We start from the raw sequence: 22,810 nt of genomic DNA, 5'->3' as shown, positions 1-22,810 counted from the left end.
TGGTGCCTCCTTGAAGAGACTTCGCCACTATGTCCAGTGACGCCCACCCTCGACCAGTTTAGGGCAATTCGCCAGTAATGCCTGTTGAGTTCGGGGTGCCTGCACGACAGTCCGGCCATCGCCGCAGCTCAGCGCACGACAGGCCGACAACAAATCAACTGCGGACCGACAGCAGAAGCCGGAAACCCGCGGACCAGGGGCCGGCACTCTCAGTGCGGTGCGAGCCGGGCGACCGCTCCGATCTCCAGGGCCGACCAGAGCGCGCCGTCCGGCCCCAGTGCGATGCCGTGCGGCTCGGAGGACGGACTGGGGAGGTCGTGTACGTCGATGCGGCCGTCCGGGGTGATCCGGCCGATGCGATTGGCTCCCCATTCGGTGAACCAGCAGTTTCCGTCGGCCCCCGCCGCGATGGCGTGCGGGCGGGACTCACGGTCGGGCAGGGGAAATTCCTCGATGCCTCCGTCCGGCGTGATCCGCCCGATCTGCCCCGCGCCGATCTCGACGAACCACAGGGCACCGTCGGCGCCGACGGTGATGCCGACGGGACCGGCTGCCGCCGTGGGCAGCGCGTGGACGGCGATCTTGCCGTCGGCCCCGATGGAGCCGATCGCGTTGGCCCGGTTCATCGTGAACCACAGCCGGCCGTCCGGTCCGGCGGCGATGGCCGACGGGAAGGCACCCGAGAGCGGGAGGGGGAACTCGGTGACATGGCCGTCGGGCGTGATGCGGCCGATGCGGTCGGCGCTCGCTTCGGTGAACCACAGCGCAGCGTCGGGGCCGACGGCGATACCGAACGGTCCGGCTTCCGGCGTCGGCAGCGGGAACGACGTGATGTCTCCGGCCGTGGTGATGCGCCCGATCCGGTGACCGCGGAATTCGGTGAACCACAGGGCGTTGTCGGGTCCTGTGGTGATGATCGAGGGTCCGCCGGACGCGGATCCGAGCCGATACGAGGTGACGTCGCCGTCGGGGGTGACGCGGCCGATCGCCCCCTGGTGGACCAGGGTGAACCACAAGGCGCCGTCCGGGCCGCAGGTGATTCCGTACGGTCCGGCCTCCGCGCCGGACACGGGGAATTCTGTGATCGGAGCGGTCGTACGGCGTTGCATGGGGCGGGCTCCTACATCGTTGGGCGGTGAAGTGCGGCGACTGAGGATGCTATGCGGAGCGTTCCGCGAACGCCTCCGGTTAATCCCGCTGCGCGATGCGGAGTTGGCGCCGCACGATGCGCACGTGATGCCGCCCGATGCAGAGTTGGCGCCGCACGATGCGGAGTTGTCCCAGACGTGGGAGGGCCCGGCGCGAGGCTGCGGCGAGTGGGCCCGGATCACGACCGACGGGCCGCCACTCAGGCAGGCACCGGAGGGTCGACCTCACCGCCGACCCCGGACCGCCCGGCCGGCACACCGACCAGTTGCACACCGACCAGGTGCAAGATCGTTCGAGCGTGTACGGGTGCCCCTCGGCCCGATGCCCTCCTGGGTACACACCCACCTGCGGGTCGTCGGCGACCGCATCCGTCTGGCACGCAAGGCTACTGGCCTTTCGCAGGCCCAACTCGGTGAGGGCATCGGCCGCGACCACAAGACGATTCACCGGTGGGAGTCCGCCACGACGCCGCCAGACCTGGTCGACCTGCTGCTCCTCGCCGACGCATTCGGGCGTCCCGCTCCGCGACCTCGTGTAATAGGCGGCCCGGCCTCGTACTGCTCGCCGTCGAGCGGACCGCCCGACCGCCGTGCCCCTCGCCCGACGGGCACGACGGGCACGACGGCGACTATGAGGACCACTCCGTTTTCGCGTACGGGTCCTTGTGCCCCAGCTCCGGAAGGTGACCGGGAGGCCACGTGCATCTGCCGGGCCCACTCGGGTTGCGCGCCCAGCAGTACCCGGCCGCGCGCCCGGCAGCCAAGGTCGTATCAACCGGCGGCGGGCCGCCGTTCTTCGGCCTGTCACTCATTGGGCACCTCGCCTCTCGCCTCGGCGCGCGCCACCCGTAGCGCCTCGCTCTCCTCCAATCGGGGGCAGCGGCACGGGCAGTCCAGCTCGGGCCCGACGGCATGCCGGGTGCCGTCGACGGTGACCGCGGTCGTCAGCCGGCAGTTGTGTGGCCCGTCGTGTGCCGTGAGGAGTGCCTGGAGGCACGGTGGACACGGCACGGACACCGGCGTACTCATGACTCACCGATGGGCTGGTAGGGGGCCAAGTCGCGCAGGTGTCGGCCGAGCTCGGAGGAGCGCATGGCCAGAGCCAGAGGGCTGGGATCGTCACCAGCCGCGTCGGCCAGCGCGTCGGTAGCGGCGTCCACAATGCGCTGATGCGCGTGCCAGCTTAGGGTGCCGCGGCCAGCAATGGCAGCTTCCTGCTCTGCGGCCGGGAGGCGGCGGCGTACCTCATGCCGCAGACGGAGGTAGAGGTCGAACAGGTACTCAGGCGGCGGCAGGTCTCTGCAGGCGGAGAACGCCGCCTGCAGGAGGTGGCCAAGGTATCCGCCAGCTGCACAGGAACGGCAGGCGCGGGGGAACCAGTGGACGACCACGTCGAGGCGGTGGACGTCGTGGGTACCTAGATCGACAGCGGTGGTGGCGGATAAGGCGATGACGCAGAACACGCACTTCTGGCCCCGCACTTGCCCATCAGACAGCATCCCGACCGAGGGCAGGAGCGGCGTCGAGAGGTGGTCGGTGGCGGTCATCGGCCGTACCTCGGGCGCGGCTGCAGGCCGAGGGTTGTGAGCGCGGCTACGGCCGGTACAGGGCACAGGGCGCCCGCGGTGCCCGGTCGCACTGCCCAGTACAGACCGGTCGGACCGATGAGGTCGGCGGCGGGGATGCCGAGGAACTGGCCAGCTCCCAGCATGGGGGCGTGGCTGTGGTGCTCCCACAGCGCGGTCGACTGCGGCACCGTGAGAGCGTGGTAGAACCCGCCGGGCCGGTTGTGGATCACGGGGCCGTTGAGGAGCTCGGCCAGCGTCCGGGCCACGATGTCCGGATCCTCCGTCCCGGCACCCGCGTGCACGATTCTGCTCGGCAGACACACGGCATTGAACTGCGTGCCAAGCGGGAGCAGCGCGATACCGCGCTCCTGCCACTCTCGGTGGGCCTGGTCCGGCTCGGCCTGAGCGCGCGCCAGCCAGTCGAAGGCGGCGCTTGTTTGGCCGGTCACTGATCTGCCACCGGCCCTCGCTTGGTCTTCGCCAGCAGGCGGCCCACCAAGAGCTCGGCCTCGGAGCGGGACATCACGAAGTCCATGTCGCCACGGTGCTCGTCGACCTCGTACAACGCGAGCGGCACCCGGACTTCACCAGTCACCTCGTCAACGGACGGCGGCTCGCTGCGGCGTGTGGACGCGTGCAACCTCACGGGAACCCCCTTGGTTCGGCAGAGCCAGAACCGTAAGGGCTCAGACAGCAGAGAAGGGGGACAGGGTGTCCCCCTGTCCCAGACTGTCCCCCTTGCTCAGCCGGTGGTGATCCCCACCGAGGCGGCGAGTTCGCTCGTTTCCTTCCGCATCGCGCGCGGCGCGTTGCGCCACAGTTCAGCCACGGCCTGCCGAGCTGAGGGCGTGTAGGAGACCGTCTCGGCCGCGATCTTCCGAGCCATCTTCATCACGTGCAGCGCGGCAGTCCGGTCGCCACGTTGCAGGTGCCCACGGGCGACCTCCACCCACAGACGGGCCCGGCGCTCTCGGGACGGCATGACGTCCGGGTCGATGTCCTCGGCCAACCCGATCGCCTTCTGCGCCTTGCGGAGGTCGGTGGCCACACTCACCGCGTGGAAGTCGACATTCGCGCGGCCGAACACCGTGCTCGGATGCACGTAGCTTGCGGGCAGGCTCTTCGCGACCTGGTCGCCCTTATCCCAGTATCGCCAGGCGTCGCCCTCGCGGCCCTCACGCGCGACGGTCACAGCAGCGTGCAGTTGCAGCGCGCCGTAGATCCCACGCCAGTCCTCAGGAGCTTCGTCTAGGTGCGGGCGGATGAGGTCGGAGGCCTCGTTGACGACGCGCAACGCCTCGTCCGGGTAAGACGTCTCGCGGAGAATGTTGCCCATGTTCCAGGCCGCGGCTGCGATGGCGGCAGGCTGGTCGGCGTCCTGCGCCGCAGCGAGCGCGCGGTCTGCCACCACCCACGCGAGTTCGGCCGGCGCGATGTACGCGGTGGCCTGTCCCGTCAGCCGGTAGATGTCCGACAGGGCAACGAGCGCCGAGCGGCGCTGCTTGCCGTCGAGAGCTCGGACCGCTGCCTCTCCGTCGCGGATGAGCGCGGGCAGCAACGCGCCGACTTCGGAGCGGTTGTAGCCGCTCGCGTGCCACAGCGTCCAGGATTGATCGGCGCGGCCTTGCAGCAGCGCAGGATCCGGGGGCGCGGTTGAGCGCTGCACGCGGGCAAGGGAGCGGTTCATCACGGCGGCCCACACCTCCGGCATACCGGGGTGTGCGAGCCGACCGAGCGGGACGGGCTGCGAGGGGCCCTCCCTCGTGCCGGTGAGAGCGGAGAGGTCGGCGATCTGCAGCGCAGCAGCGAGGCGGAGTAGCAGGGTGTAGCTGTCGAGATCGCGTTCGCCGGTCTCGATCTTCTTCAGCCAGTCGGGGCCGCGGCCGCAGAGCTGTGCGAGTTGAGGGCGCGACAGGCCGCGCGACTCGCGTATGACCTTGATGCGTTCGCCGAGGCTGAGTTCGTCGTGGCTGTCCATACCTGCTCCCTCGTAAGAGGCGGTGGTGCGTGCCGTTCTGTCAGCCTACGGCGCACGTCAATACGCGTCGCGGCACGACGAAGGGGCCCCTCCCGACCGAAGGCGGAAGGGGGCGGAAACCTGTTCCAAATCAGCTACTGGCTTTCGAACTGCCGCCTCAGCGCGAAAATCAGCGGTAGTCGTCCTCATCCAGGCCCTCCACTTCTTCCTCGAAGGTCTCCGGGTCGGTCGGGTCAACCATGTCTGCCTCCTCCTTGAAACGACAAGGGGTATCGCTCCCAACCCGACGACCGTCGTAGATGTGTGCGGGGCATGTGCTGCCACTCGGCGTGGCCGATGGCAGAGGTGTAGCCGCTCTTCCCCCAGCCGTGCGCCCAGCACAGCGCGGCGCCCGCGCGGACGATCGCCTCGACCTGCCCTGCCGGCCACGGGTCGCGGCCGTCGCCGAGGTTCTCGCACTCGAAGCCGTAGAAGTGCCGGTTGCCGTCGGGGCTCGCGTCGTTGTCCGGCGGCAGGCGCTTCTCCGCGATGACGGCGCGGAGCACGTCGTCGTCGCCGAGGCCCGCGTGGTTCGCGCGGCCCCGGCCGACGAGGTGGACCTGTCCGTCCTTCGTGATGACGCCGTGGCACAGCGGGCCCGGCAGGGTGGTGTGACCGTCGCGGCAGATGTACACGGTGGCGAAGGATCCCCTGGTGACGGTGTGACGGATCAGCACGCCGTTCACAGGGCCCACGCGCCCTTGCCGTTGCGGTTGTGGGTGCGCCGTCCGGCGACCTCGACGACGTGCACGCCCTCGGCGCGCAGGGCTTCGGTGCTGCTGCAGCGGACAGAGGCGGGGCCATGGGTTCTCCAGACGTGACGAAGCCCCGTCGCATCGTGCACGCGACGGGGCGGTGAGCCGTTCAGCAGTGAACCGAGACGGCCTGTATGAGGGGCGTAGTGGCGATCTGTATGCGGGTCAGTGGTTCACGGCATCGTTGGCGAACGTGGGGTTGAGGGCTCCAATGACGGAGGCTGAGTTGCCGGTCGCATTGACGGGAACGTCGATCGGGGCCTGCGTCATGTCGCCGCTGCCGACGCCGGGTGAGTCGAATCCCGCGCCCATCGCGTCGGCGCCGGGGCCGTCGTCTGCGGTGGCGGTGCCGGCGCCGCCGATGATGGTGGCGGTAGCGAAGGCAGCTGTGGCGAGGATCGTGCGAATCCGCATGGGGTACCTCCCGGTGGGGGAACGGGCCTGTCGGGTGCCAGGTTCACCGGTTCGACATGCCGATAAAACGATCATGGCCCATTCGTAGGTACGCAGTCGTTCGTCCGTGGGACGTTGACTGCCTCATCGGGGCGAACGCCTGCTCACTGCAGCTCCCACGCTTTCGCATGGCGGCTTGATGCCAGGCAAGAAGAAGGCCCCGGCCAGATGGCGCGGGGTGTGCAGGGCGTGGGGGCGGCTTTTGGATGTCGGCCGCGGTGGTGTTCGGCGAGGTCGAGGCGCCCTCGATCCCGTTGCCACCGGCGCCGCCGGGCCGACGCGGCCGAGGTCTTCCAGGTGGCCATCACCGTGCACGCATAGGAGACGGGTCAGCCGCGGCATGCGGTGGAGACGGCCGCGAAAAAGGCGGTGCGGCACGCAGACGAGGACCCCGTCGAGTGGCCCGAACGCACTGTCCGCGGGGGCGGATGCGGCACGAGGTGTCCACTGAGGGGACAGCCACGCGGCAGGTAAGCGGCGTCGGCCGGTCAGTGAGGTCGAGGCACGGCGAGCGCTCGCGGACGGGGTCCGGGTGTGCGCGCACTGCCGGTCGGACACGGGGCTCGGGGTGCTGGAGTGACCGGTCCGGCGCACCCTGGGGGCATGGCTCTGACCGTTGTGATTTACCCGCTCGACGAGGAGGGCGGCCGCCGCGTGCGCGTGGACGGGGCGGTCCTCGGCCGGGCCTACTCGATCGGGGACGTCGCGGCGTTCATGCAGGAGGCCGGGTTGCAGGGGTGGGACGAGATGGATGTGGTCCGCTCGTCGATGATCGAGTGGCGGGGCGGCGGCCCGGAGGCCTGGACGCAGTGAGGACGGCCGGAGCACGGCGGCGCGGACGTTGCGTGGACCGTCTCGATGCAGTCGTAGTCGATCTCTGCGGTGGTTGGCCTTGCATCGACTGCCGCAGTGGCCGCATCCCGCATAGCGTCGGCGGAGCAGTGACGCGAGTGAGGGGAGAGGTCACGTGGCGTTGGTCCGTCGCGAGGAGTTCGCGGTCCTGATTGAGCGGTACCTGCTCTGGCTGCAGGATGCCGGCGAGGACATCATGGACGCCTGGCCCGAGGGTGAGCAGGGGCTGGTTACGGCAGAGCATGGGCGGGTGGACATCAGGTCGGGTGGTCACACGCATACGGCCGCGTTCGCGGTCGAAATCTGGGACTCCCCGCCCAAGCCTGATCAGAGCGCACCGTGGGAGGCGACGGGGGAAGCGGAGCTGGACTGCGCCTCGGGGCACTTGCAGTTTCACACGGCCGGCGGTCCGGACAAGAACGAGATTGATCTTGGTGTTACAGGCCTGAGCTGGCGGCTGCGCGCTCACGCGCTGGGGCAGGAAGAGGTCACGCCCCTCGCCCAACAGGGCGTGCCGGAGGGGGTGGAACGGTTCCTGCTCCAGTTCTGGCCGGCCTGATTCTCCTGGGCGGCTCCTGCACGAAGAACCGCATTATCGACAGGACCGACGACGGATTCATGATCAAGGTGTCCTGAACCTGACCCTCCTGTGGGCGGGCGGCACCCGCCCAGTTACGCCGCGACGGGTCCACCCTCCGTCCAGACCTGTCCGCGTCCCGTGCGGTGCGGTGCGGTGCGCGAGAGGGATGCGCCTTCGCCGCCGTGGATGTCGATCTTCCCGCCGCATCTCCCGCACGGTCGCTCCAACGTCCGTCGCCGCGCGGCGATGTGAAGGGCCCGCTCGGTCCGCTCGGCGGCGCCGGCCGCGGCGGTCCCGATGTGCTCGCGCTCCAGTACGGTCAGCCGCCGGAATGGCCCCAGCCGGTCCTTGACCCGGGCCAACAGCCACAGTGCCGTGTACGGGACGGGGTGGTGGTGGCCGGTACACCCCCAGTGGCGCGGGCCCATCGCGTCGGCGCGAACGAGGCGGTTGCGAAGCTCGCGGTCGGCGGCCGGCCAAGTGCGTGGGGCGAAGCCCATGGGCGGGTGCTGGGTGGAGCCGCGATCTGGCCGGCGGTGTCGTGGAGTGCGGCCTCGATGGCGTGCGTGTGTCGAGGATCGACAGCCGGACGCGGAGATGGGTGGCGATGAGGGCCATCGCTGCGCCTGCGGCGTCTGGGGCGGTACGGTGATCAGCACCTGAGGGGCGTCCTGGTCTGGGGAGACTGAGCGGGTTTCCCTTAGTCATGTGCATTCAAAACGGGGGTAGTTGAAGGCTTATGAGTCTTCCGAAACCCGTGAAGTACCTCTTGTTGTTCATCGTGCTCTACGCGGCCGGAGTGGCCTACTTGCACTATCGGCCGCGGAATCCAGCAGGTTGGGGAGAGGCTTGCCTGATCTCGCTCGCCGCCACTCCTGTGGTGCTGGTGTGGTGGCGGATTCGAGACTGGATGATGAATCGCGCGCAGGAGGCCGGCGAGGGCATGCGGGAAGCACGTCGGGAGCGAAAGCGAGCACGAGGTGTCTGAGGGTTGCCTCGGCCCGCTCGGCGCGCTCGGTACGTTCGGCCCGCTCGGTACGTTCGGCCCGCTCGTACAAGGCGTCGAGTTGGTCACTGGTCAGGTTGTCGAGCGGGATTCGGTCGGTCATGCTGCGCTCCGGTGGTCGCGCTTCGGGCAGGCGGGTTCGTGGTCGGCGCCGGCGGATGTCCACCAGAGCTCGCAGCACGCGGCGGCGAGCTCGACTCGGGCGACTCCTTCGACGGCGTCGTACGACCCGACGATCTGCTCGACGAGGCGGGCGGCGGCGCGGAGCCGGCCGGTGACGTCGGCCTCGCGTTCTGTGGCGAGCCGGCACGCGGTGGACGTGACGATGAAGAACGCGCAGGTCCATGGGGCGCCGTTGCGGGCGGACCAGACGGTCGGTGCGGCGGTTGGTGGCGGTGACGGCAGCGGCGGCGGGTGCCACGCGGGGTGCTCCTCCCACACGGGAGACGGCTTCTCGGAGCGGCGGGCGGTCGCCTTCAGGTGGTCGGCGGCGGCGCTCCAGCTCTGCCACGGTGTCATGACCAGCGTGCAGAGGGTGGGCTTCCCGCGGCGGCGTTCGCCCTTCACGCCGACCACTCCGGTGAGGACGGCGGCATCGAGGTGGCGACGGACGTCCTGGGTGTCCGCAGGCGCCGGGAGTGGGCCGAAGGGCTGAGGGCTCACGCCGCCGCACTGGTCACATGGGGTGAAAGCGTCCCGCGGCTCGTGTCCCGTTGCAGGTCACAAGCCGTTGAGAGGGATGTGAGTAGACCGAGCACCGCCCCAATACTGCCCGTCGCCCCAGCGCCCACCGCCGTGCACGAAGTGGGCGCTGACGCCGCCCCCGCCGTACGGGACGTGGGCGCGGACACCGCCCGCGCCACAGCGCACGAGTTGGGGGCGGACACCGCGCCCGGCGTCATAGTCGTCCGCTCCTGCACCTCCCTCGGCGCCACCTTGCTGATCCACCTGGCCGGAGAGATCGATCACGCCAGTGCGGCCCCGCTCCGGGCCCTGCTGGTCTCAGCCGCCGCCGACGGCTACACCGGACTCGTCCTGGACACGGAACACGTCACGTTCTGCGACTCCGGCTTCCTCGGCGTCCTCAGCTGGTGGCCGAGTCGTGGACGCCGCCTGCGGCTCACCAACCGCTCCCGCGCCGTACGGCACCTCCAGCGCGTGGCCGGAGTCCGGCAGCCGCACGTGCCGGGATGCTTGAGGACGGCGTCCGCGTCATGACGTTCATAGTCCTGACCTGCGCTCCCCTGCTCGCGGCTGTCGCGCTGCTGCACTGGGAACCTCGTGCGCCACGGCGTCGCCGCCCCGCGCCGATGACGCGGTCCGCAGCTCGCCGCACCGTGCCTCACCGCCGCCCGACGGGTCCGCCGCTGCGCTCCACGGCGTAGCCCGTCAGGGGTGGGCCCGCCGTGGAACCGGTCCAGGCGGAGCCGACCTGCGGTCGTGCATCCGTCGGTCACCGCTCATCGAGGAGGGGCTGAACCTGCCCTCCTCGATGAGCGGCATCCTGGTTCACCGCCGACTACCGACCGCCGACCGCCGACCGCCAATCGACGACGCCTAACGTCCGCTGTCAGCCTGACGGCGGCCCGGCCTCACTTCAGGTGCCGGTCGTAGAACCGGCACCCGTCCTCGACCTCGAACCACGGAGTGCCGGTGTGGCCGCCCAGATTGGCGTGCAGCGTCTTCTCCTTGGTGCCGAAGGCGTCGAACAGGTCCAGGGCCCGCTGCCGGGGGTTCCCCTCGTCGTCCCACTGCAGCAGGAACAGCAGCGGAACGGTGACCTGTCGGGCCTCGTCGCGCTGGGCCAGGGGCACGTAACCCCCGGCGAAGAATCCGGCGGCCTCGATGCGCGGGTCGACCGCCGCGAGGTGGATGCCCAGCGCGGTCCATCCCGAGTACCCGACGGGGCCGCCGATCCCGGGCAGCGTCAGGAGGGCGTCCAGGGTGGTGCGCCATTCCGGGACCGCCTTCTCGACCAGCGGGCCGATGAGCGACTCGAAGATCTCGTCGACCGGCTCGCCGGCCTGCATCGCCCGGCGCAGGTCGGCGCGGATCTGCTCGTCGGCGGCGGAACGGGGCCGGTCGCCGCACCCGGCGGCATCGATGGTGGCCACCGCGTAACCGTGCGCCGCGGTGTGCCTGGCCCGGGCCACCAGCCGGGGCTGCGCCTTGGGCAGGCCGTTGTTGTGGGCCATCAGGATCAGCGGGACCGAGGCGGCGGATTCAGGGGTCCAGAGGGTGCCGGGGATCTCGCCGAGGGTGAATTCGCGCTCGACGACACCGTCGTCCAGGCGTTGTTCGGAAGTGAAGTGCATGGTCGTGTCCTTCGGGAGTGCTCAGAAACGGCGCTCCCGGGCGACCTGTCGCCCGACCGTGACCCCGGAGGAGAGCACCCATGTCGATACTGCGTTCACGGGTACCACCTCCTCGTCGTTCTCTCGCACGGCCTCCGGAAACGTAGCAGGGGCCGCCGTGGTCCACCAACGGGTTTTTCGTGGAGGCGCGCGAACCTTCCAAGCCGCTGTCCCCGTGTCACCGCACGGGTCGGAAAGACGAGTTGTCTGCACATCTACCACTAGGGGATGGCCTGCGTGCGCTCGCCCCCACGCACTGCCGAGCATCCCGGTCGGACACACTTCGTCCATGAATCTTCCTACGCAGCTCCCCGCGTTGCCGGGCACCGACGAACTCTTCCTTTGGGCGCCCGATGCCGCAGGCCGCTGGGGTTACGCGAACTGCCTGTGGATCGTCTCGGGACCCGATGCCGCAGTGATCGACACCCCGTACGACAGGGAGATGACCGAGGCGATGATTGCCGCGGCCCGGCCCCGGCTCGGCAGCCGTACGGTGGGGACCGTGGTCAACACCCACGCCAACGGCGACCACACCTTCGGCAATCACCTGTTTCCCGGAGCGGAGATCATCGCCACTCGGGCGACGCACGACCATCTGCACCGTGAGCCGACCCCGCAGGACATGCATGCTCTGGTGCACCAGTTGCCCGACGACGCCCCGCTGGGCCGGTATCTGCGCGACCATTTCGGCGCCTTCGACTTCCTGTCGGCCCAGGTGACCCCGCCCACCCTGACCTTCTCCGGCCGGCACACCTTCACCGTGGGTGACACGGAAGTGGAACTGCACGAAGTGGGGCCGGCGCATCACGACGGCGATCTGGTGGTCCGTATAGGGGACGTGGTGTGCACCGGCGACATCTTCTTCCACGGCGACCACCCGTCGCACTGGGCGGGCCCGCTGCAGAACGTCATCAACGCCTGCGAGCTCGTCCTCGGCTTCGGTCCCCGGGTCGTCATACCCGGCCACGGACGACCGACGGATGCGGCCGGGCTCGAAGAGCACCTGGTCTACCTCCGCACGCTGCAGCGCGAGGTGCGTCTGCGCTTCGAGGCCGGGCTGAGCTCGGAGAAGGCGATGGAAGACCTGCTCCAGCAGGGCTTCTACCCTCAGTTGGGGCTGCCCGAGCGCCTCATGATCCTGATCGCGGTGGAGTACAGCCATCTCAATGGCGACTCGTCCGCACCGACCGTCCCTGAACTCGCCGCCCGGGCAGCCGCCTGGGCATACCGGTAGGCCGCTGCCGCTCCCGGGGCGTCGGAGGCGGCCGAACCGCCACTTCCGCACATCTGGCACCTCACGTACCGCACCGGAAGAGCCGGAAGCAGACCCTCCGTGTTGGTTAGGCTGGGCGCACGAACGGAGATCGCTCTCCGACCAAGGGCGACGACACGCGAGGGAGCGCACAAGTGCAGCTGCGTGCGCGGTACTTAGGAGGGGGGACGCCCATGCATCAGGTCTGGCAGACGGTCGTCAAGGGGATCACGGGCTCGATGTCCTACATAGCCGACAGACACTGGAACGTGGTGGCGTGCAACGCCGAGTTCGAGGCCCTCTTCCCCGGCGGCCGGGCGCCCTCCAACATCATGCGGTGGATGCTCCTCGACGATCAGGCCCGCGAGGGCACCCTGCTGAACTGGGCCGACGACTGGGCACGAGGGGCCTGTCCGGCCATCAGGCACGCGGTCACGAACAACCCGGGCGACCCCGAACTCGTCAACCTGGCCAGCGACGTGCGGATGGACCCCGTCGCGGGACCCATCTACCTGGCGACCGCGGCCTCGCGAGTCATCCACCCCGACGGCGCCCTGCTCCAGGTCAACCACGCGCTGGAGGGGCCGGGTTGGGTGAGCGCGACCGCCGCCAGCACCCTTCCCGACATCGACGCCCGCTTCGTGATGATGCAGTACCGACGCGGCGCGAACCGCCCCCAGCCGCCCCCGCCCCTGAGCAAGCGCGGCGCCTGACGCTCAAGGGCGGATCGAGGGCTGATCGAGGGCGACTTGAGGGCGACTTGAGTGGGGCGATTCCAGCAGTACGCCGACAGAGCTCGCTCTGCCACCGAAGTCCTGTTCAACCCCGCGAACCCCGACCGGGCCCCGCAGGGCCCGGTCGGCGCGAGGCGTCCATGCCGCGTGGAGGGCGAGGGTCGGGGAGAGTCCGGCCGCGCGGGCCGCGGGGCAGAGGCCGGCGATGATGCCGATGACCGGGGTCGCCCAGAAGCCGCCCGCGACGGCCCAGGACGGTACGACCCACGGCATGCCGCACGAGGTGGCGTAGATGAACTGAACGGACTGGCCGACACGTTCGACGCCATGCTGGGACGCAAGGAACACCTCGTCGCCGCACAACAGCGGTCCGGCGCGACCGCCGTACACGAGCTGCGCACCCCCTCACCGTCCAGCGCACCGCGGCCGGGATCGGGCTCCTCGACCCCGGTCCCGCCATGGTGGCGCGTGTGCGCAGCAAACTGATCACCACGGCCGAGGACAGCGAGCGGCTGCTCGACGGACTGCTCCTGCCGGCATCCGTCGAGCAAGGGCTGGAGCACCGCGAGCCGGTCACGCTCGACCGGACGGCCGCCACCGCGGTCGCCGAACTCGCCGACGAGGCGGAGCAGCACGTGGTGACGGTGGAGACGCACCGGGCCGCGTGCGGCCTTGGCCTGTCCATCGTCAAGACCATCGCCGACGCCCACGGCTGGACGGTGTACCCGTCGGCCGATCCGGGCGGTGGCCCGGCGGTGCGGGTGCGGCCAGGGTCGGCCGGGTGACCGGAGCGGTCCACGGATGAGACGGTATGCGGGCGGCCGGTCAGTCCTTCGCGGCCCGTACCGCCACCGCGCGCGCCCACATCACCAGCGGAACCTGGAGCGGAAGTCGAGCCAGGGCAGCGACCTTCAAGGGAGCGGGACGGTCGCGCCAGTCGATCGCCATCTGCACATTGCCGGGGAAGACGCCCACGAAGTAGGCGGCCGCCGCGCGCGCGGCCGGACGGCGTGTACGGGGCAGGGCGACGCCGGCCGCGAGCGCGAACTCCACCACTGCGCTTGCCTGCGTCCAGGCACGCGGGGACCCGGGCAGAACGCGTGGAACCATGGCCTCGAACGGTTTCGAAGCAACGAAGTGCAGCACACCCGCACCGGCCAGCAGTCCGGCGAGCAGCAGCGACGAGCGGTCGGAGCGGGGCATGGGGCCTCCAGAGAGAGCGCACGGACGAGGGCACAACCGTGTTGTCGCAGGGCGATGTTACTCAAGAGTCAGTACGAGAGGCCGCCCTGGTCGATGGCCGGCCACGGCAGAACGCTCAGTCGGTGGCGGCAGCCGCCCTGCGGCTGCGGAACGCCGCCACACGCGTGCGGTTCTGACACGTCACCGAGCAGAAGCGGCGTCGGCCTCCGGGTGACTGATCGATGTAGACGTCGGCGCAGTGGGCCCCGGTGCAGATACCGATGCGTGCGAAGCCGTGATCGGCAAGGTATTCGCGCAAGGCGATCGCTGCCGCCGCAACCAGGGCGTGTTCCGTGTCGTCGACGCACCACGCGGCGCGCAGTGAGCCATCACCGGCGACAACGTGCACGACGGGGTGAACGCCGGTGTCGGACAGCAGGCACGTCAGCTTGCGTGCGCAACCCTCTCCGTCCGGCGCGGAGAAGACCTCGTGGAGACGGTCCGCGGCATCGGCGAGGGCCAGTGGAGTCAGTGCGGCGCTCACGCGCGCGGGCAGGCCGAGCCCCTGCGCGATCCGGGTGGCGGGCCAATGCGGCTCGTCCGCCCGGCCGTCGTCCTGCCGCGGCAGCGCCCCCCACCCGTTGACCAGTTCCGTCAGGGCTTCGAGGGGCATCCCGGTGAGCATGACAGCCATAGCCTCACGGTAACGCATTGACAGCCCTTTACGCGTTGCCTTACGCCTACCGGATGAGTAACGTACTTATTCAGTTCAATGCGTTACAGCACCCGGAGCCGGGAGGCCGCCATGCTGGACTTGACTCTGTTGCCGGCCTATCTGGCAGCGGTCGCGATCATCACCGTCGCGCCGGGGCCGGACGCCGCGTACATCGTCGCTGTGGCCCTGGAGCGGGGTCCGCGTGCCGGTCTGGTGTCCGCCGCGGGAATGGCCCTGGGCATGCTCGTGCACGTGACGGCCGCCGCGCTCGGCCTGGCCGTCCTGCTGCGCTCCACCCCCGCGGTGCTCGTGCTGGTGGAACTGATAGGCGGGCTCTATCTGGGGTGGCTTGCGGTGGCCACGGTCCGCACCGCCAGGAAGACAACGCCCACGGCTCCCAGGACGCCGGCCGGGCGTCAGCTCCTGCGGCGGGCCGTCCTCACCAATCTCCTCAATCCGAAGACCGTGTTGTTCTTCGCCGCGTTCCTGCCTCGTTTCACCCATGCCGGACACGGGCCGCTCTGGCTCCAGCTGCTCACCCTCGGGATGATCTTCCTGGTGATGGGGCTCGCCTGGGACAGCGCGATCGGCCTGTGCGCGGGGCGGCTGGGGCAGGGCCTGGTGCGGGGCCGCCACACCACCCTGACGGTGAACCTCGTCTCCGGAGCCACCTTCGCCGCCCTCGCGGCCATCCTGCTCAAGGACGTGGTGACCGACCTCGTACCGTGACGGCGCCCCGGGACTCAGCCGGCCACTCGCTCCGCCACCAGCCCGTCGAAATCAGGGAACTTCAGGGCGATGTCGCTGCCGGTGAAGTTGCCGACCCATCCGTCCTCGTCGTGGAAGAAGCGAATGACCGTGAAGGAAGGTGCGGCCCCCATGTCGAACCAGTGCCTGGTCCCACGGGGCACCCCCAACAGATCTCCCGCCTCACACAGCACGGCATGCACTTCGTGATCGACGTGCAGGTAGAAGGCCCCGGCGCCGGCGACGAAGAACCGCACCTCATCGTCGTCGTCATGCGTGTGCTCGTTGCGGAACTTCTTCCGTTCCGCCTTGGCGGTCAGCCGCCACCCCAGGTCCTTGCGCGGGCGCAGCCCCACGACGTCGATGGTGGCGAACTCCTCGGCGGCGGCCAGACGGTCCACGTCATCCCGATAGGCGTTCAGCACGGTCGCGGGGTCCGGGTCCTCGGGCAGGTCCGGGCGGAGTGCCCACTGCTCGTAGCGGACGCCCGCGGGTGCCAGCGCGGCGGCGATCTCACCGGGATCGACGGTACGGCGGACGGCCGCGCCGGGGCCGGAATCCGGCCACGTGATCAGCAGGGTCATGGCGCACTCCTCAGCACGTGTCCCATGTGCGTGTCCAATGTGGGGCCCATGTGTCTCAGCCGGTGGCGTCGGGCAGCGACAGGGCAAGGTAGTCGGGATAGGTGTGCGGCAGGCCGGGGGCCATCTCCAGCACCCGCACGGGCTCCTCGACGGAGGTCTTCTTGAAGCCCGCCAGACGGTAGACCGTGTACATCGCCTTGTTGACGTCGGTGGGCTTGAAGTCCGCTGTCAGACGCACCTGTTCGGCCTCGGCGGTCTGTGCCAGATAGCGCAGGATGGCGCCTCCGACGTTGCGGCCCATGACACGGCACGACATCAGGAACAGGCGGATCCGCCATTCCTCCGCCGTCTTGCCGACCAGGGTGAGGCCGATGGTCCCGTACGTACCGAAGCGGTCCGCGAGCCGGGCGACCAGGAGCGTCTGGTCCGGCCGGTCCATCAGTTCGCGCAGGTCCGCCTTGGAGAAGGTCAGGCCGGTGGTGTTGAGCTGGTGGGTGCGCTCGGTGAGTTCGGCGGCGCGTTCCAGGTCCTCAGGGGTGGCCACCTCGACCGTGAGGCGCATGTCAAGGGACCTGAGGAATTCGACCTGTGGGCCGGCGAACGACGTCTCGTAGGCGTTGCGCTCCTCCGCCTGCAGATACAGCGTGCGGCGTGCCCGCCCGTCCTCGGTCACCGGCCGCGTCAGCTCGGGGCGGTCGAGCAGGTCCGCGGTCTCGGCGGAGTCCACACACCGTACCTGCGGGTGCACGAACTCGACCTCGGCCCGCTCGAAGGCAGAGTCGTCCACGAACATCACGGTGTCGAGGCCGATGTTGAGCCGCTGCGCGATGCTCTGGACCAGCCCCGACTTCGGCTGCCACGAGACGTGCGGGACGAGGAAGTAGTGGCGGACGCCCAGTCGTTCGAGTTCGTCGAGGGCGGCCTTCTCGTCGTTCTTGCTGGCGATCGACTGCAGGATGCCGCGCTGGTCGAGCGTTTCGATCAGCTCACGGACGCCGGGGCGCAACTTCACTCCCGGACCTTCGGAGAGTATGCCCTCCCACACGGTGTCATCCAGGTCCCAGACGACACACTTGACCAGCTCACTCGACACGGTCAGCTCCTGCCTGCTTCGAACGGATATTGCGGGTGGCGCCTGCGGACCCGGAAGCGCTGCAGGCTCTCCTCGGCCAGAAGGTCTTGCAGCAGTTGCGTGCTGCCCTCGATGATCTGCATCACCCGTGCGTCCCGTACCCAACGGTCGACGGGGCCGCCCTCCACCAGGCCAGCGGCGCCGTGCAGTTGGGCTGCCGCGGCGGATGCCCGGTCCGCCGCACGGGACGCCGCCAGTTTGGCGGTGAGCACGTGCTGGATCTGCCAGTCGTCCTGGGTGTCCATGGCCCGCGCCGCCTGTTCGCACAGGAGCCGCGCCGCCTCGGTGTCGAGCACGGCGTCGCTGACCAGCCCACGGACGAGCTGGAGGTCGATCAACCGCCCGCCGAACTGCTTCCGGCTGCTGGTGTGGCCCAGGATCGCGTCGCAGCACGCCTCGGCGAGGCCGAGGGAACCGTACGCCACGCAGAGGCGCCCCAACGACAGCGCGCTGCCCGCCACTTGGGACACGCCGAAGCCGGGACGGCCCACCATGCGGTCGCCCGGGACACGGCAGCCGTCCAGGTGCAGGTCGGCCAGCATGGCACTGCGGAAGCCGCTGGTCGGCCGGCTGGGGACCACCGTGACGCCGGGGTCGTCGCGCTGGACGAGGAAGGCCACGCTGCGCCCGTCGTGCTGGGCGAAGACCAGGAAGCAATGGGCGAGCTGTCCGAAGGACAGCCAGCGTTTCGTGCCGTCCAGGCGCCACACGTCGTCCGCCGCACCGGCGCCTTCCGGGGATTCCTCCGGCGTCGCCGTCGTCTCGACGGCCCGTGCGTCACTGCCCGCGCTGTCCTCCGTGAGGCCGAACGCCCCGACGAGCTCACCGGTGGCGAGGCGCGGCAACAGCCGCCGCCGCACGGCCTCCGACCCCCAGCGGCTCAGGCTCGCGCACACCATTCCGTGTACGGTCAGCAGGCTCTGCAGCGACGCCGAGGTACGGGCCACGGCTTGGTTCAGCTCGCCGTACTCCTGGTGGCTCAGCGGCTGTCCCCCGTACTCCGCGGGCACCATCGCGGCCATCGCACCGGATCGGGCGATCGCCTCGAAGACGTGCGAGGGCACCGTCTTGGCCGCCTCGATCTCGTCGGCCAGCGGCAGCAGCAGTCGCCCCAGCCCGTCCGCGGTCGGCGGCTGCCGGCTCATGGCTGTTTCCCCTGCACGAACCGGACGATGCTGTCCAGCGTGTCGAAGTTCTCGATCTCCAGGTCGTCGTCATCGATGTCGATGCCGAACTCCTTCTCGAGGTGGCTCACGAGCGCGACGGTCGCCAGCGAGCTGAGCACCCCACCCGTGATCAGTTGTATGCCTTCCAGTTCGGCGGGGTCGTCCACGTATCGCGCGAGGAAGTCGAGCACACGGGATCGGACGGCTGCGTCCTCGTAGACGGCAGTCACTGCAACATCACACTCCAACTCACATGATCAACAGGGCGGTGGCGATGACGTTCAGGGCGTCATCGTCTGCCACGCCACTTCTTCTCAAGTCGGCTGATCTGGCTCTGGCTCAGGTTGACGAGGGAGAGGTCCGAGGGCGTCCGGCCGGCCGCTTCGGGCCCGTCGGCGTGTGCGGCCAGCGCCTTGAGGTGCGTGACCCAGCCCTCGCCGAGCTGCTCCACGTCCCCGGGCGTCAGCACGTCACGCGGCCACGACCACGTCGCGGACAGCTCCGGTCCCGACGGCCCCTCCGTTGCCGCCGCGTTCACCATCAGCGCATGCGTCAGACGCATCCGGGGGTCGAGACCACCCGTGGGCGTACCGCCGGTCACCTGCTGCCAGTCGTCCTCGGCGCGGGAACCGCCCGGGCCGACCCGCCCGAAGTAGTTGAACGCCACCTGCGCTCCGGGAAGCGCGGCGAGTTCCGGTGCGGTCTCCGGGTTGAGGTAGCGCAACAGGCCGTAGGCGATCCGCCGCTCCGACGCGGCGCGAAGCTGCTCCTTGACGCGCTGCAGAACCCGCCCGACGGCAGGACCGCCATGCCGGACCTCACCCCAGGACACCCTGCCGGCATCGAGCCGCACGGGAGCCACGGCCGTGAACCAGCCCACCGTCCGCGACGTGTCGGCGCCCGCGAACAGATCCTCCCGTCCGTGCCCTTCGACATCGACGAGGAGGGACGTCGCACCGGAGGCACCTGGTACACCGCGTGCGGTACGCCATTGGTTCACCGCGAGCAGGAACGCCGTCACGAGTACGTCTTCGACGCCTGCGTGCAGCGTGCTGGGCACCCGCGTGAGCAGCGCCTGGGACAACTCCGCCGGAACTGTCACGCGCAGCGTGTCGAGACGTGCCGCCGTGTCCTCACCCGACCGCAACATCCGCTGACCAAGCGGTGGTTCGGGGTCGGACAGGGCATCGGTCCAGTGCGGCAGGGCGTCCGTGCTCCGCGGTTCACCGGCGAGCGCGTGCAGTTGCTCCGCCCAGCGCTTGAAGGAGGTGGGGACGGCGGCAAGCTCCGGTGTGCGGCCGTCCGATACGGCGGCGCCCGCGGCGGCGAGGTCGGGCAGCAGGATGCGCCAGGAGACGCCGTCGACTACCAGGTGGTGGACCGTCAGGAGCAGTCGGCCCGGCTCGTCGGGACCGTGATCGAACCAGACGGCCTGCAGCATCACTCCGTCGCGCGGCGCCAGCCGTCCCTGCGCGTGCGTGGCGTGCTCGGCGCGCAGTTGTGCACGCTCGACCGTCGTCGCGCCGGTGCAGTCCACCCGGGTCAGCGCCGCGTCGGCCGTGAGGGCCTGCGGGCTGCCCGCCGGGGGGATGGACAGGGCCCAGTCGCCCTGTGCGCCGTCCCTCGTCAGATGGGCCCGCAGCACATCGTGACGGTCGACGAGTGCCTGCAGCACGTCGACCAGTCGCTCGCGCCCGACGCCTGCGGGGACCTGGACGAGTCGCGCCTGGAAGAATGCCTCATATGTGTGCTCGGGCTCGACGAGCCAGCGCATGATGGGCGTCAGCGGCACCGAGCCGGTACCGTCGTCGCCCTCCGCCGCGTCTCCACCGTCCGCCAACCTGCCTGTCGTGCGGGCTAGTTGCCGAGCCGTGTGATGGCGGAAGACGTCACGGGGTGACAGGTCGAGGCCGTGTTCACGGGCGCGGCTGACCAGGACGATGGAGCTGATGCTGTCGCCGCCTAGGCTGAAGAAGCCGTCGTCGACGCCGACGCGGTCGGGGTCGAGGCCGAGGACGTCCGCGAAGAGGCCGGTGAAGGCCTTCTCTTGGGGGGTGCTCGGGGCGCGGGTCCGGGTGGTCGGCGCGTAGTCGGGGGCGGGCAGGGCTTTGCGGTCCAGCTTGCCGTTGGGCATCAGGGGCAGCGCGTCGAGGACCATCACGGCGGACGGAACCATGTAGTCGGGCAGCCGGTCGGCCACCTGGGCGCGCACGGCGGCCGGGTCGGCTCCACTGGTGCTGTCGCTCACGATGTAGCCGACGAGGCGTCGGTCACCGGGCCGGTCCTCGCGGATGACTGCCGTGGCGGCCCGAACCCCGGCGCAGGCTGTCAACACGGCCTCGACCTCGCCGAGTTCGATGCGGAAGCCGCGCAGCTTGACCTGGTCGTCCGCACGGCCCAGGAAGCGCAGGCTGCCGTCACTGTTCCAGGACACGAGGTCACCCGTGCGGTACATGCGCGACCCGGCAGGCCCGTAGGGGTCCGAGACGAAGCGTTCGGAGGTCAGTCCGGGGCGGTTCAGGTAGCCGCGCGCAACACCCGCCCCGGCGACGTAGAGCTCACCTGGTACGCCGGGCGGCACCGGAGAAAGGCCGGCATCCAGCACGTACGTCCGTACGTTCGCGATCGGCCCACCGATCGGCGGCGCAACCGCCCCCGACACCGGCTCGCTCACCGTCGCACACACCGTCGCCTCCGACGGCCCGTACGCATTGAACATCCGCCGGCCCTCGGACCAGCGCCCCACCATCTCCGGGTCACAGGCCTCACCCGCCACGATCAGCGTCATCGCGGCCGGCACCCTCGCCGCATCCGTGACGCTCAGTGCGGACGGCGGGAGCGTGCAGTGCGTCACCCCGGCGTCCACCAAGACGGACGAAAGCGCCTCTCCGGGCGTGAGCCGATCCGGGTCTGCCACCACCAGCGCAGCGCCCGTCAGCAGCGCCGTGAAGACCTCCGACGCGGCGGCGTCGAAGCTCGGCGACGCGAACTGCAGTACGCGGCTTCCCGCGCCGATGCCCCACTGACCGCTCTGCGCGAGAGCGAGATTCACCAAGCCCGCGTGATGGGCCACCACGCCCTTGGGCGTGCCGGTCGAACCCGACGTATAGACGACGTACGCGGGGTGGGCGGAATCCAGTGGCGTCAGACGGTCGGTGTCGGTCGGGTCGGTGTCCTGCCATGTGGTCAACCGGGCCTGGACCGTGGGGTCGTCGAGGAGGACGGTGGGCGTGCCCTCGGGCCACGGCGCGCTGGTGGCGGTGTGGGTCAGGACGAGCGCGGGACGGGAGTCCTCCAGCATGAAGCGGATGCGGTCGGCCGGGTAGGTGGTGTCCAGCGGCAGGTAGGCGGCACCTGTCTTCAACACCGCGAGCAGGGCGATGATCAGTTCCGGCGAGCGGGGCAGGGCCAGGGCGACGATGCGCTCGGGGCCGACGCCCTGCTCGATCAGGTGATGCGCCAACCGGTTGGCGCGGACGTTGAGTTCGGCGTACGTGAGGTGAGTTCCGTGCACGCCGTCGGCGATCAGCGCGGTGGCGCCCGATGCGGCCTGTGCCTGTGCCTGGACGAGTTCGGGCACAGTGGCACGGGGAACCGGCACCGCGGTGTCGTTCCGACCCTCCAGGAGCCGGTGCCGTTCGCCGTCGGACAGCAGCTCGATCGATCCCACGTGCCGCTCCGCGTCGGTGGCGACACTCTTGAGTACGCGGATGAGCCGTTCGGCCATCGTGGTGACCGTGCCGTGGTCGAACAGGTCGGTGCGGTAGGAGATCACCCCGGTGATCCCGGCGTGACCGCCGTCGGCGTCACGCTGCTCGGTGAGGCTGACGGACAGGTCCATCCGGGCGGCATCGACCCGGACAGTGCTCTGCGTGGCCGTGACGCCGACGAAGTCCGGTGCGGTGCGGGGAATGTTGTTGAAGGCCAGCATCACCTGGAACAGCGGGTGGTGGGCCAGGGACCGCGTCGGGTTGAGCGCCTCGACCAGCGTCTCGAAGGGGATGTCCTGATGCGAGTAGGCGCTCAGATTCGTCGTGCAGACCCGGTCGAGGAGTTCCGTGAAGGTGGGGTCGCCGGACAGGTCGGTGCGCAGCACGAGGGTGTTGACGAAGAAGCCGACCAGATCGTCGAGTTCCTCCTCGCCGCGACCCGCCACGGGCGTACCCAGAGGGATGTCCGTGCCCGCGCCGAGCCGGTGCAACAGCACGGCGAGTGCCGACTGCAGCACCATGAACACGGTCGTCTGCCGCGAGCGCGCGAGACCGACCAGACCCTGGTGCACCTCGGCGTCCACCGACACCGGCACGGTCGCACCCTCGTATCCGGCCTGCTCGGGATACGGGTGGTCGGTCGGCAGCTCCAGGCGTTCCGGCAGCCCGGCCAGAGCCTCCTTCCAGTGGCCCAGCTGAGTGGCCAGCACACTGTCCGGGTCGCTCTCGTCCCCCAGGGCCCGGCGCTGCCACAAGGTGTAGTCGGCGTACTGGACCGGCAACGGCTCCCAGGCCGGCGGGTTCCCCGCGCACCGGGCGGCGTAGGCGGTGCTCAGGTCGCGGGTCAGCGGGCCC

Annotated in this window: 23 protein-coding genes and 3 pseudogenes; 9 read left to right on the top strand and 17 right to left on the bottom strand. The window is 70.0% G+C overall.

The genetic code is table 11. The features are described from left to right. Positions 1-209 precede the first annotated feature (209 nt). On the bottom strand, positions 210-1,109 hold the full coding sequence (locus tag ACZ592_RS39110; protein WP_471586525.1) for a Vgb family protein: 900 nt from the start codon (positions 1,107-1,109) through the stop codon (positions 210-212). Here ACZ592_RS39110 and ACZ592_RS39105 point away from each other — a divergent pair. Continuing rightward, positions 1,108-1,659 (top strand): annotated as a pseudogene (locus tag ACZ592_RS39105) (helix-turn-helix domain-containing protein); the annotation flags it as partial. The gene ACZ592_RS39110 and the pseudogene ACZ592_RS39105 overlap by 2 nt on opposite strands. Before the next feature lie 514 nt (positions 1,660-2,173). Here the strand turns inward: ACZ592_RS39105 and ACZ592_RS39100 are convergent. The 6 genes and pseudogenes from ACZ592_RS39100 to ACZ592_RS39075 form a co-directional block, all read right to left on the bottom strand. Beyond that, a complete protein-coding gene (locus ACZ592_RS39100; RefSeq protein ID WP_471586524.1) occupies positions 2,174-2,695 on the bottom strand; it encodes a DUF6415 family natural product biosynthesis protein in 522 nt (173 codons plus the stop codon). Next, the gene (locus ACZ592_RS39095) at positions 2,692-3,165 is read right to left on the bottom strand and encodes a hypothetical protein (RefSeq protein ID WP_471586523.1); all 474 of its coding nucleotides are present in this window, start codon (positions 3,163-3,165) and stop codon (positions 2,692-2,694) included. Before ACZ592_RS39095 ends, ACZ592_RS39100 begins: the two co-directional genes overlap by 4 nt. Beyond that, positions 3,162-3,311, bottom strand: coding sequence for a hypothetical protein (locus ACZ592_RS39090; RefSeq protein WP_471586522.1), 150 nt, complete (start codon positions 3,309-3,311; stop codon positions 3,162-3,164). Before ACZ592_RS39090 ends, ACZ592_RS39095 begins: the two co-directional genes overlap by 4 nt. 147 nt (positions 3,312-3,458) lie before the next feature. Then, positions 3,459-4,694 (bottom strand): helix-turn-helix domain-containing protein, encoded by a 1,236-nt coding sequence (locus tag ACZ592_RS39085; RefSeq protein ID WP_471586521.1) that lies wholly within the window; start codon positions 4,692-4,694, stop codon positions 3,459-3,461. A 317-nt stretch (positions 4,695-5,011) separates the two neighbouring features. Further along, a pseudogene (locus tag ACZ592_RS39080) lies at positions 5,012-5,537 on the bottom strand (peptidoglycan recognition protein family protein); the annotation flags it as partial. Positions 5,538-5,653: 116 nt separating this feature from the next. Beyond that, complete coding sequence (locus ACZ592_RS39075; RefSeq protein ID WP_471586520.1) at positions 5,654-5,902, bottom strand: chaplin; 249 nt, start codon at positions 5,900-5,902, stop codon at positions 5,654-5,656. A 508-nt stretch (positions 5,903-6,410) separates the two neighbouring features. Between ACZ592_RS39075 and ACZ592_RS39070 the strand changes: the two are divergent. The 3 genes and pseudogenes from ACZ592_RS39070 to ACZ592_RS39060 all read left to right on the top strand — a co-directional run. Continuing rightward, positions 6,411-6,521: pseudogene (locus tag ACZ592_RS39070) on the top strand (DUF6233 domain-containing protein); the annotation flags it as partial. A gap of 23 nt (positions 6,522-6,544) precedes the next feature. Continuing rightward, complete coding sequence (locus ACZ592_RS39065) at positions 6,545-6,754, top strand: hypothetical protein (RefSeq protein WP_471586519.1); 210 nt, start codon at positions 6,545-6,547, stop codon at positions 6,752-6,754. A gap of 154 nt (positions 6,755-6,908) precedes the next feature. Then, positions 6,909-7,352: a hypothetical protein gene (locus tag ACZ592_RS39060; RefSeq protein ID WP_471586518.1), complete on the top strand. Its 444-nt coding sequence runs from the start codon at positions 6,909-6,911 to the stop codon at positions 7,350-7,352. 113 nt (positions 7,353-7,465) lie between these two features. Here the strand turns inward: ACZ592_RS39060 and ACZ592_RS39055 are convergent, their stop codons facing one another. Together ACZ592_RS39055 and ACZ592_RS39050 are read right to left on the bottom strand one after the other, a co-directional pair. Beyond that, a complete protein-coding gene (locus tag ACZ592_RS39055) occupies positions 7,466-7,873 on the bottom strand; it encodes a hypothetical protein (RefSeq protein ID WP_471586517.1) in 408 nt (135 codons plus the stop codon). A gap of 605 nt (positions 7,874-8,478) precedes the next feature. After that, positions 8,479-9,042 (bottom strand): hypothetical protein, encoded by a 564-nt coding sequence (locus ACZ592_RS39050; protein WP_471586516.1) that lies wholly within the window; start codon positions 9,040-9,042, stop codon positions 8,479-8,481. Positions 9,043-9,183: 141 nt separating this feature from the next. On the opposite strand from ACZ592_RS39050, the gene ACZ592_RS39045 reads away from it, so the two are divergent. Next, entirely contained in the window at positions 9,184-9,597 is a 414-nt protein-coding gene (locus ACZ592_RS39045; protein ID WP_471586515.1) for an STAS domain-containing protein, read from the top strand. Between the two features lie 374 nt (positions 9,598-9,971). Here the strand turns inward: ACZ592_RS39045 and ACZ592_RS39040 are convergent, their stop codons facing one another. Beyond that, the gene (locus ACZ592_RS39040; protein WP_471586514.1) at positions 9,972-10,694 is read right to left on the bottom strand and encodes a dienelactone hydrolase family protein; all 723 of its coding nucleotides are present in this window, start codon (positions 10,692-10,694) and stop codon (positions 9,972-9,974) included. A gap of 328 nt (positions 10,695-11,022) precedes the next feature. On the opposite strand from ACZ592_RS39040, the gene ACZ592_RS39035 reads away from it, so the two are divergent. The 3 genes from ACZ592_RS39035 to ACZ592_RS39025 all read left to right on the top strand — a co-directional run bounded on the left by ACZ592_RS39035 (position 11,023) and on the right by ACZ592_RS39025 (position 13,504). Continuing rightward, positions 11,023-11,967 carry an MBL fold metallo-hydrolase gene (locus ACZ592_RS39035; RefSeq protein WP_471586513.1) on the top strand — a complete coding sequence of 315 codons (945 nt, stop codon included), beginning with the start codon at positions 11,023-11,025 and terminating at the stop codon, positions 11,965-11,967. A gap of 212 nt (positions 11,968-12,179) precedes the next feature. Continuing rightward, the gene (locus tag ACZ592_RS39030; protein WP_471586512.1) at positions 12,180-12,698 is read left to right on the top strand and encodes an MmyB family transcriptional regulator; all 519 of its coding nucleotides are present in this window, start codon (positions 12,180-12,182) and stop codon (positions 12,696-12,698) included. A 491-nt stretch (positions 12,699-13,189) separates the two neighbouring features. Then, on the top strand, positions 13,190-13,504 hold the full coding sequence (locus ACZ592_RS39025; RefSeq protein WP_471586511.1) for a hypothetical protein: 315 nt from the start codon (positions 13,190-13,192) through the stop codon (positions 13,502-13,504). A 40-nt stretch (positions 13,505-13,544) separates the two neighbouring features. Here ACZ592_RS39025 and ACZ592_RS39020 read toward each other — a convergent pair whose 3' ends face one another. Continuing rightward, entirely contained in the window at positions 13,545-13,922 is a 378-nt protein-coding gene (locus tag ACZ592_RS39020; protein ID WP_471586510.1) for a DoxX family protein, read from the bottom strand. Positions 13,923-14,037: 115 nt separating this feature from the next. After that, a complete protein-coding gene (locus ACZ592_RS39015) occupies positions 14,038-14,595 on the bottom strand; it encodes a CGNR zinc finger domain-containing protein (protein ID WP_471586509.1) in 558 nt (185 codons plus the stop codon). A gap of 111 nt (positions 14,596-14,706) precedes the next feature. On the opposite strand from ACZ592_RS39015, the gene ACZ592_RS39010 reads away from it, so the two are divergent. Beyond that, positions 14,707-15,345: a LysE family translocator gene (locus ACZ592_RS39010; protein ID WP_471586508.1), complete on the top strand. Its 639-nt coding sequence runs from the start codon at positions 14,707-14,709 to the stop codon at positions 15,343-15,345. Positions 15,346-15,359: 14 nt separating this feature from the next. Here the strand turns inward: ACZ592_RS39010 and ACZ592_RS39005 are convergent, their stop codons facing one another. From ACZ592_RS39005 to ACZ592_RS38985, 5 genes are all read right to left on the bottom strand, one after another. Continuing rightward, positions 15,360-15,947, bottom strand: coding sequence for a 1,2-dihydroxy-3-keto-5-methylthiopentene dioxygenase (locus tag ACZ592_RS39005; RefSeq protein ID WP_471586507.1), 588 nt, complete (start codon positions 15,945-15,947; stop codon positions 15,360-15,362). A gap of 55 nt (positions 15,948-16,002) precedes the next feature. Next, positions 16,003-17,040 (bottom strand): HAD-IIIC family phosphatase, encoded by a 1,038-nt coding sequence (locus tag ACZ592_RS39000; protein ID WP_471586506.1) that lies wholly within the window; start codon positions 17,038-17,040, stop codon positions 16,003-16,005. Positions 17,041-17,042: 2 nt separating this feature from the next. Next, the gene (locus tag ACZ592_RS38995) at positions 17,043-18,224 is read right to left on the bottom strand and encodes an acyl-CoA dehydrogenase family protein (RefSeq protein WP_471586505.1); all 1,182 of its coding nucleotides are present in this window, start codon (positions 18,222-18,224) and stop codon (positions 17,043-17,045) included. Beyond that, on the bottom strand, positions 18,221-18,475 hold the full coding sequence (locus ACZ592_RS38990) for a phosphopantetheine-binding protein (protein ID WP_471586504.1): 255 nt from the start codon (positions 18,473-18,475) through the stop codon (positions 18,221-18,223). The genes ACZ592_RS38995 and ACZ592_RS38990 overlap by 4 nt, the downstream gene beginning before the upstream one ends. Positions 18,476-18,534: 59 nt before the next feature. Then, on the bottom strand, positions 18,535-22,810 hold a 4,276-nt coding region (locus ACZ592_RS38985), incomplete at its 5' end, for an amino acid adenylation domain-containing protein (RefSeq protein ID WP_471586503.1).

Source organism: Streptomyces sp. NPDC040622 (assembly GCF_055593965.1).
This window is presented reverse-complemented; position numbering and strand designations above follow the sequence as displayed.